Below are 9,033 nucleotides of genomic sequence, written 5' to 3'. Positions count from 1 at the left end.
TTTAATCGCCTACAATATTCAAGCAAATAAATAATTTATTTAAATTTAAGGATTTGAATGCAACGAAGCTATTAGAAATATTTTAATGGGTAGTATAAATAAAAAATAAATTCATAATATTTTTAGTAATGGTTAAAGTGTTGCAAAACAATTAATTTAAATTTTTCATAAATTAAAATAGATAGATTGCAGTAAATAAAATTGGCATTATCTAACTAAATTAGACAACAAAAGTAGTCAAATAAAATAATATTTTTAGTAATTTTTAGTTGGTAATTAATTTTGGTTGGTGTTTGATTGCTTGAAAAAATTATTATATATAAATAACTTGGTGAATGCATGAAATGATAGCAATTTAGTCGATAAAAATAAAAAAGACCAACTTAAAGTTGATCTTAAATATTATATTCAAATTTGATTGTCTTAATGCTTAATAAATGAAATGGTTCAAAAAATTATGCTTTGGGAACAGTTAAAATAATAGTTAAAGGGTTTTGTTTTAAGACTTTTTTTAATTGTTTTTTGATTGAAAAATGATTTAAGAAAAAAGGATAAGCAAAAGCTAAAGCAAAAAATAAAACTATATTTACCAAAAATAAATAAAGAGGCACAAATTCTTTTAAAGATGAGTAAAGGGTGGGCAAATACTTTAAAAAGAATTTTAATTTGCCTTGCAAAGAAGCTGATATTGCCATGAATAAAACAAATATCAAAAAAAATAAAGGAATTCCCAAAAATTGAATAATAACTATTTTTATATTTAAATGATGAAATATTTTGTGAATATCTCGATCAGAAACCCCTAAAGATTTTAGAATGCCAATATCTTTGTTTTTTAAGGTGATAATATTTCTCATATGAATAATCATTTGATAAAAAGATATACCTAAAAAATATATGTGAAATAATAAAGGTGCTAATAACAACCAAAATGTCTTGTTTTTGGCTTGACTTTCTGGTGTGACATAACCTAAATTACAAAGCCAAAGAAACATATTGAAAAATATTAAAAAAGAAAGAGTTAAGAATAAAGCACCATTACTAGATGTAGAAATGATTTTAAAAGCTAATTTCTTATTATTTTTTAAAATATTTTGAGTTACTAAAAGAGCTGTTTGTTTGGAAAGATGAGTTTTTACTAAAGGCAAATGCATTGCTTGATGTTGAGAACTATAATTTTCATTTGCCAAAGTGGGTGCAAAATCTAGTTCCATAGCATTATTTTTTTGTTTTAATAAATTAGCAACTTCTTCTTGGGTATAAGTTTTATTTTGTAATATTTGGGGTTTATCAGTGGAAGCTTTAGTTATTTTTTTAGTAAGGTCTTTTGCAATTTGACCATCAGCAAATTCAATAATGCGGTCTGCATATTTATAAGCACTTTGGGTATCATGAGAAACTATAACAACTAAGGTATCTTTTGATATTTGTTTTAAACATTCAAAGATTTTTTGTCCTGTTTTTTCATCTAAATTACCAGTAGGTTCGTCTGCCAAAATCATTTTAGGATTTTTAATTAAAGCACGAGCAACACTTACTCTTTGTTTTTGTCCTCCTGAAAGTTGATTAGGATAGCGAGTTTCTAGACCATCTAATTCTACTTGTTTTAATATTTGTTGCATTTTCCAATTATCTACTTGTTTTGATTGTAGTGCACAAGCTATTTGAATATTTTCAAAAACTGTTAAATTATCTAATAAATTATATTCTTGGAAAACAAATCCTAAAAAATAATTGCGATAAGCATCTAGTTCGAATGAAGCAAATTCATTAATGTTTCGTCCTAAAACCGTAATATTTCCCTTAGTGGGTTTGTCAAGCCCTCCTATGAGATTCAATAAAGTAGACTTACCAGAACCTGATTTACCAATAATAAAAACTAATCCTTTTTGAGGCAATTGAAAAGAAACATTTTCAAGGACTTCTGTATTTTGAAATTTTTTAAATAAATGGTTAATTTTTAACATAAAAATTAATCTCCTTTTTATTTCGTATGAAATTGAAATAAAAACACTAATAATGTAATATTTAAGAAATAATAATAGCAAATGATGTAAAATAAATTATTATTTTTGCTTATTTATTATTTAAGAATAAAAAAGTTTATTTTGTTTTATTTAAGGTAACTTTTTTACTTATTTGTGGTTTTTTAATTTGATTTTTTTTAATTTTTTTAATTATAAACCAGTAAAGAAATGTAATAACTAAAGCAGTAAAAGCAACAGCAGCGGTAATAACTTGAAATATGTAGCCTTTAACTGCATCTGTAGCTTTTTGAGGAACATCTTTTTTAGCTTGTTCTACTTTATTTTGAAGTTTTTCCTCAGCTTTATTGCCTATATATTGAGCTAATCTGTTTGTTAAATTAGAAGCTATTGTTTTAACATCATTACTTTTTTCTCCTAAACACCAACCAAGCAATTTAGTTGCAAATTTATGATTATTTAGAAAATTTTTAATAGCAGGTATTTCTTCTTGTGAATTTAAATCAGAAGGTGTAGGAGTGACATCAGCATTAGCAGAAGGCCAAAAATTATTAATTTTATCTTTAATAGATGCCCAAAGAATTTTATATTCTTGTACATCATTTATATTTTGTAATTTATTCCAATCTTCTTTTACTTGTTGAACTTTTTGTAAATTATCCAACGCAGTTTTATAAGCTTCTTTTAAGGGTTGAGGAGTTTGATTATCCACAAAAGGAAAAAAACTTATAAAAGATTGCCACCAAGTTGGAGAAGATTTTAATAAATTGGAAGCTTCTTGAAACTTATTTTCTTTTAAATTGTTTTCTACTTCTTTATATTGTTGTTCCGCTTTTTTATATGCTTCATCAGATTCTAACATATTTTTTAATGTTTCGTCTTGTTGGGTTAATTCTTTAATTTGTTCTTTTGTTTCTTCAATGGCAGTTATTTCTTCTTGTATTTGGTTTAATAATTGTGTGTCAATATTTTCAGGGGCTTTGGTTCCTGGCAATGTATTATAAATAGCTGTTCCAACTTCTTTGACTTTATTCCACAACCAAGAACCACACCCTTCTTTTTGTTCTTCTTGCTTTTCTTCTTTTGGTTTATTTAATTGATTATCTTTTGCATCATTTTGATCTTTATTATTCCCCTTATTTGCACTTTCTTCTTTCTGTGCATAAACAACATTATTATTAAAATAAGGATTTTTCTTCTTAAAAAAACTAAAACTACAAACATTAAAAACTATAAAAATAAAAAAATTAACTAAATTTAATATTAATGCTAAACATAATATTTTTTTACCTATAAATTTCATCGTTTTACTCCTTAGTTTTATAGGACATTTAAGTATTACATTAAATGTTATGATAAGATATTTTATTGTCATTATAATTTATTTTAGTTTTTTCTAAGTTAAACAAATAAATTAATTTTTTTGATAATTATGGTTTTGCGGTGCAAAGTTAAAAATAATTCATGATGTTTTTTGTGATAATAAAGTGTTGATATAAAATAGGAAAGTGTTGTTTCTAATTTCTATATACTTATAAATGGTACCATATTTATTATAACTTAATTTTATAAAACAAAAGCAAATTTGTGATGTTGGTAAGCTAAAAAAAATACCTTAGCAAAGGGTTAATTTTTTTTATTTAAGTGTTTTAAAATTCTTTCAATATGATAAAACCCACTTTATTGAAGTTGTTTGTTGGGTGTAGGTTTTTATATCCAAAGAGCAATTTTTTCTTCTAAAATATAGTTTCCTGAATCATTTAGTATTACTTGATTTTGCTTTATTTGAATATAGCCTTTTTTTAAAGCATTATTAAGACATTTATTATAAAGAGATAAAGACCATTTTAGATCTTTATAAATCTCTTGAAAATGATTTTTTTGTAATTGATCTTGATGATTTTTGAGATGCATTAGTAAAGAAATAATCATAAATTCTTTTTTTTGCAAATTATTTTTAATCATTTTGGCAACAATTCCAGTTTTAGGGGCTAAGAAGAAAAAGAGCAAAAAGTTCACTAAATTCATAAAAGCAACTAATCCTGATACTGGTAAATTAAGTCCAATTGCCAAATAATAACCAAGACTAGAATTCACAAATGCAAGCCATAAAGAAAGCAAAAAGCTATTATATAGATTCTTAGTAACTAAAAGAGATGTAGCAGCAGGTCCAATCATACAAGAAATTACCATAATAGAACCAACTACATCAAAAGAAATAACAGCTGTCATAGAAACTAAAAACATCAATAAATAATTAATTAAAGTAGTGGAAAAGCCGAGGATTACAGCAAGAGTAGGGTCGAAAATATAGATTTTTAATTCTTTATAAAAGAAAAGCACAAACAACAAATTAAGACATAAAAGAGGAATGATTTTTTTGAGTTGTTTAATGTGGGTAAGTTCAATATTGCCTAAAAAAACAGCATCAGTATCTAAATGTTCGTGTCTTGTATAAAGACTTATCAAAATAATTGCTACCGAAAAGAAAAAAGTAAACACAATCCCAATAGAAGCATCTTTAGTAACTTTAGAATGTTTGCCTAAAAGTTCTACCATATAAGCTGTAAGCACACCTACTAAAGCAGCTCCCATAATTAAAAGAGGGGAATTAAGATTTTTAACTACTAAAAAAGCTACAACTATTCCTAATAAAACACTATGACTCATAGCATCAACCACCATAGAAGACTTTTTCAATACTAAAAAAACTCCTAAACTAGCCAAAGTCAAAGAACAAAATAAAATAACTAAAAAAACATCTAGTTCAAAGCAACCAACAACATTATTTATAAAACTTATCATTAAACAATACCATCAATTAAATTTTCAACTAATTTAATTCCTTTAGGTGTTAATTGGGCTTTTTGATTTTGTAACATTAAATATTTTTCCTTCCATAAAAAACTTTCTATTTGAATTATTGGCAAACTCAAAGTATGAGTTTCTTCTTGTTCGTAATAAAGATGAATAAGTTGACGAAATTTTTTAATCTTTTTTTGATATTTAATTTTTTGTACATATCTACTAATAACTCCATATTTAGGAGAAAATAGCAAGGACAAAGCAATAAATAAAGTAGTAATAACAATAATCATTGGTCCTGTTGGCATATCTTGTACACTATTGCTTATAAAAACTCCAATTAAACTAGAAAAGAAAGTAACAATGGAAGCAACAATAACATTAGTAACAAATCTATCACTAAATTGACGAGCAATTACTCCTGGCATAATTAAAAAGGCACTTGTCAAAATAATACCAATAATTTTTAAACTAATAACTACTACTCCAATTAATAAGAAATTAAGAATAAAAGTCATAATTTTAGTGTTAAATCCTACACTTTGGGCAAACTTATCATCAAAAATATAAATTTTGAATTCTTTCCACAAGCCAACTACCACAACTAAAGTAATTAAAGCCATAATGCCAGTAGAAATCATATCTAGTTCAGTTACTAAAGCAATTTGCCCTAAGATAAATTTTTCCAAAGTAGCTATTTTGTTATCCTCACCAGTATTTTGAGCAATGGCAATCAAAACGTTGCCAAGACCAAAAAAAGAAGCAAGCACTAATGATAAGACTGTATCTGATTTAATTTTGGAATATTTTTTAATAAGTTCCATCAAAAGCAAAGTAACAAACGAAGCAAGAATAGCACCCAGCCACAAAACCCAAATATCTGTACTACGAGCAAAAAGATAAACTAAGGCAATTCCTGGCAAAGCGGTATGAGAAAGAGCATCTCCAATTAAGGCTTGTTTTTTCAGGATAATAAAAACACCTAAAATACCTGATGTAAATCCTAAAAAACTAGCTGCTAAAAGCACTTTAACAACAGTATAATTAAATTCTAAAGCAAACATATTTCATCCTTTCTTATTTATTGGTTATTTTATTCTTTTTATTATATGATTATTTATTTTAATCATTTATATTTAATTTGATTATTTATTTTGGTTCTTTTTATTTAGTTGTTTTGGGGGGGGTTGCAAATTATGGATGTCTTTTTTTAATTGTTTATTTTGAAAAGTTTTAGTTAAATTAGTTTGGTTAAAAACTTCATCCTTAGTACCACTTGCAATTTTTTTTACGTTTACCAAAACTACATGATCAAAATATTGAGTCACCGTTTCTAAATCATGGTGCACTACAATAATGGTTTTATTTTCTTTTTGCAAATCTTTTAAAACTTGGATAATTTTTTTTTCTGTTTGGATATCAACTCCTTGAAAAGGCTCGTCCATAAAATAAATATCTCCTTGTTGAGCTAAGGCACGAGCTAAAAAAATTCTTTGTTGTTGTCCGCCTGAAAGTTCAGATATTTGACGGTCCTTAAGGTCTTGCATTCCTGTTTTTTCCAAAGATTGCATTACTATTTCTTTATCTTTAGCAGTTGGTTTTTTAAACCATCCTAAATGTCCGTAGCGGCCCATTAAAACAACATCAAACACAGTAGTTGGGAAATCCCAATCAACTGAATTTCTTTGTGGCACGTAGGAAATTTTTTTTCTTACTTGTCCATATTTTTGATTATAAAATAAAACTTCTCCAGAAACTTTGGGAATCAATTCTAAAATAGTTTTAATTAAAGTAGATTTTCCAGCACCATTAGGACCCAAAATAGCTGTCAAAGAGCTTTGATAAATATCTAAATCAATATCCCACAAAACTGGTTTTAGATGATAAGCTACAGTTAGATCTCTAATTTTAATGGCTATTTCTTTTTTCATTATAATCTCCTTATTTCTTTGTTATTGTTGTTATTGTTTTAATTCTTTTTCTATTGTATGAATGTTGTGTAATAAAGCTCCAATATAGGTGGAATGTTTGTATTTTGTTGGTTTGGAATTCCCGTCTTTATCTTTGTCGGCTTCAAATTCTATTGGCTCTTCACTTTCTGAACCCAAAGCATCAGCGTATAATTCTTCATCACTTTTTTTAATATTATGACCTTTACTTTTTACAGATTCTTTAAGAGAATCAAGCGTTCCTTCTGGAAAAGCACTTTCTACAAAAATAGCTTTTACTTGGTTTTCAACCAGTTTATTAGCTAATTCTTCAATATCGCTGATACTGGCTTCTGTTTGGGTAGAAATTCCTTGAATTGGACTTAATTCAAAATCATATTTTCTAGCTAAATAAGAAAAAGCATCATGGGCAGTAACTAAAATAAATGTTTTGCCTTGAGAAGAAAATTGTCCTTTTAATTCGTTAAATTTCTTGCCTACATATGTATCTAATAATTTTAATTTTCGTTCATATGTGTCGCAATTGTTTTTTAAATTAGCAATATCCTTTTGGCTAAAACGTAGGTCTTTTTTCAATACTGTTTTTAATTTGTATTTTAATTGTTTTAAAACTTTAATCCAAAGATCTATATCAAACCAAATATGAGGATCTGGTCCATGAGTATCTTCATCTCGCTTAATATTTTCTTCTTTAATGTGTTCCTCCTCTTTACCTTCTTGATTTATAACTTTGGTATGCGTTTCATCTAACTGCACTACGGTAAAGGAATTATTCGTTAAAAGCGGGAAGGCTTCTGCCATTTTAGCTTCCAAATGCAGTCCATTAATCACAACTAAATCAGCTTCTTTAATTTTTTTGCGATCTGATAATTTGGTTTTGTAATTGTGCGAATCAATTCCTACTCCCATCAAAGAATCAACTTGAATACCTTCAATTTTTTGATATTCGTTTTGTTCTTCTTCTGCCACATCACCAACTAAATGCTTGACTAAATCTTTTAACATGGTAGTAGTCGTTACTATTTGTAAATCTTTTGAAGCAGTTTTGGCATTATTGGCTTTTGTCAAAGATAAAAAAGGAATAGACAAAATCAGCGTTGTTATTGTTGCCAAAAGAAAAATGATTATTTTTTGTTTGTGTTTAATAAAAAAATCCATAATTATGGTCTCCTTTTGCCTTTCTGAATTGATTTAAAATGATCTAAAAGGAACTATTTTGTGAGGTAAAAACGATGTTATAAAAATATCTAATGATATGCAATTATAAATTAGTGGTTTTGGGATTTCTTTGTAAAATCCATCATTAAAAATTTCAATTTTGATACAGTTATGGCTATACATTTGTAATAAAGTAGCAAAAATATTTAATTATAATGAGGGCTAATTTGTTATTTGGGGGGTTGGTTTGTGTTAATTTTAGTAATAAAATGTTTTTATTTTATATTTTAAAATAAGTTTATTACTTATAATTTCATTTTTTAAAATGTGTTTCATATTTACATTATGAAAAAACTAAAACTTTAAAGATATTTATTATATCTTAATATAAATTAATGCAAAATATTATGCAAGTGTTTTTGAAATGGTTTTGTAATACCTCGTATAAATGACCCTGAATAAATATAAAAAAGGGGGTAAAAAACTAAATTAATGTGTTAAGGGAAATGTTGCAAATATAATAATTTAGTGCCAAAGTTATTAAAAAAAGACACAAATATGGCTTTAGGGTACAAAATTGATAAAACTTACAATAATTAACAAAATCTAAATTACAATTAACGCTAATTTGTTGTTGGTGGTGTTTGTTGCGAAAAATGATAAAATTATGGCTAAGAATTAAATAAAAGAGGTTATTAACACAATAATAAACTTAGAAAATATGCTTATTATTTTCCAAAATATTGCAAACATATTATAAAAATAATTTAATTAAATGATTAAATATATTGGGGATTATATAAATTATTATACAAATAAGATTTTATTTTGTGAAAATCAATTGCAAAAAAATAATTTTTGGGTTTGAGTTTGAAAGCAATTGCAAAATAGAAATATATTCATTATGTAAATTTTATATAATTAAAAATAAAGAATAAATATAGTTAATTTATTATCTTGTTTGTTTTGCTAATGTGTGATTTGTGAAAAATTAATAAAATTAGAAATAAATAATTTATAAAGTTAGTAGTTGCTTTTGAATATTTTAAATCTAAGATAAGTAAGAGTTTAGAGTTAAGACTCAAAATATTTAAATAATTATATTTATATTATAATATAAAATTGTTAAAATTAAA

The 9,033-nt window shown here is 25.8% G+C and carries 6 protein-coding genes; all 6 read right to left on the bottom strand.

Going from position 1 to position 9,033, the window contains the following annotated elements; all coding sequences use genetic code 11:
• Positions 1–455: 455 nt before the first annotated feature.
• On the bottom strand, positions 456–1,967 hold the full coding sequence (locus tag BHE82_RS00825; protein WP_071345413.1) for an ABC transporter ATP-binding protein/permease: 1,512 nt from the start codon (positions 1,965–1,967) through the stop codon (positions 456–458).
• A gap of 136 nt (positions 1,968–2,103) precedes the next feature.
• Entirely contained in the window at positions 2,104–3,288 is a 1,185-nt protein-coding gene (locus tag BHE82_RS00820) for a hypothetical protein (RefSeq protein WP_257608373.1), read from the bottom strand.
• A 407-nt stretch (positions 3,289–3,695) separates the two neighbouring features.
• The gene (locus BHE82_RS00815) at positions 3,696–4,790 is read right to left on the bottom strand and encodes a metal ABC transporter permease (protein ID WP_071345412.1); all 1,095 of its coding nucleotides are present in this window, start codon (positions 4,788–4,790) and stop codon (positions 3,696–3,698) included.
• On the bottom strand, positions 4,790–5,854 hold the full coding sequence (locus tag BHE82_RS00810; RefSeq protein WP_071345411.1) for a metal ABC transporter permease: 1,065 nt from the start codon (positions 5,852–5,854) through the stop codon (positions 4,790–4,792). Before BHE82_RS00810 ends, BHE82_RS00815 begins: the two co-directional genes overlap by 1 nt.
• Positions 5,855–5,935: 81 nt before the next feature.
• Positions 5,936–6,721, bottom strand: coding sequence for a metal ABC transporter ATP-binding protein (locus tag BHE82_RS00805; RefSeq protein WP_071345410.1), 786 nt, complete (start codon positions 6,719–6,721; stop codon positions 5,936–5,938).
• Between the two features lie 30 nt (positions 6,722–6,751).
• Positions 6,752–7,897: a metal ABC transporter solute-binding protein, Zn/Mn family gene (locus BHE82_RS00800; RefSeq protein WP_071345409.1), complete on the bottom strand. Its 1,146-nt coding sequence runs from the start codon at positions 7,895–7,897 to the stop codon at positions 6,752–6,754.
• Positions 7,898–9,033: the final 1,136 nt, after the last annotated feature.

Origin of the sequence: Rice orange leaf phytoplasma (genome assembly GCF_001866375.1) — a bacterium.
GTDB classification, from domain to species: Bacteria; Bacillota_I; Bacilli_A; order Acholeplasmatales; family Acholeplasmataceae; genus Phytoplasma; species Phytoplasma asteris.
The sequence above is the reverse complement of the archived record's forward strand: the minus strand, read 5'-3'. Positions and strand labels throughout refer to the sequence as shown.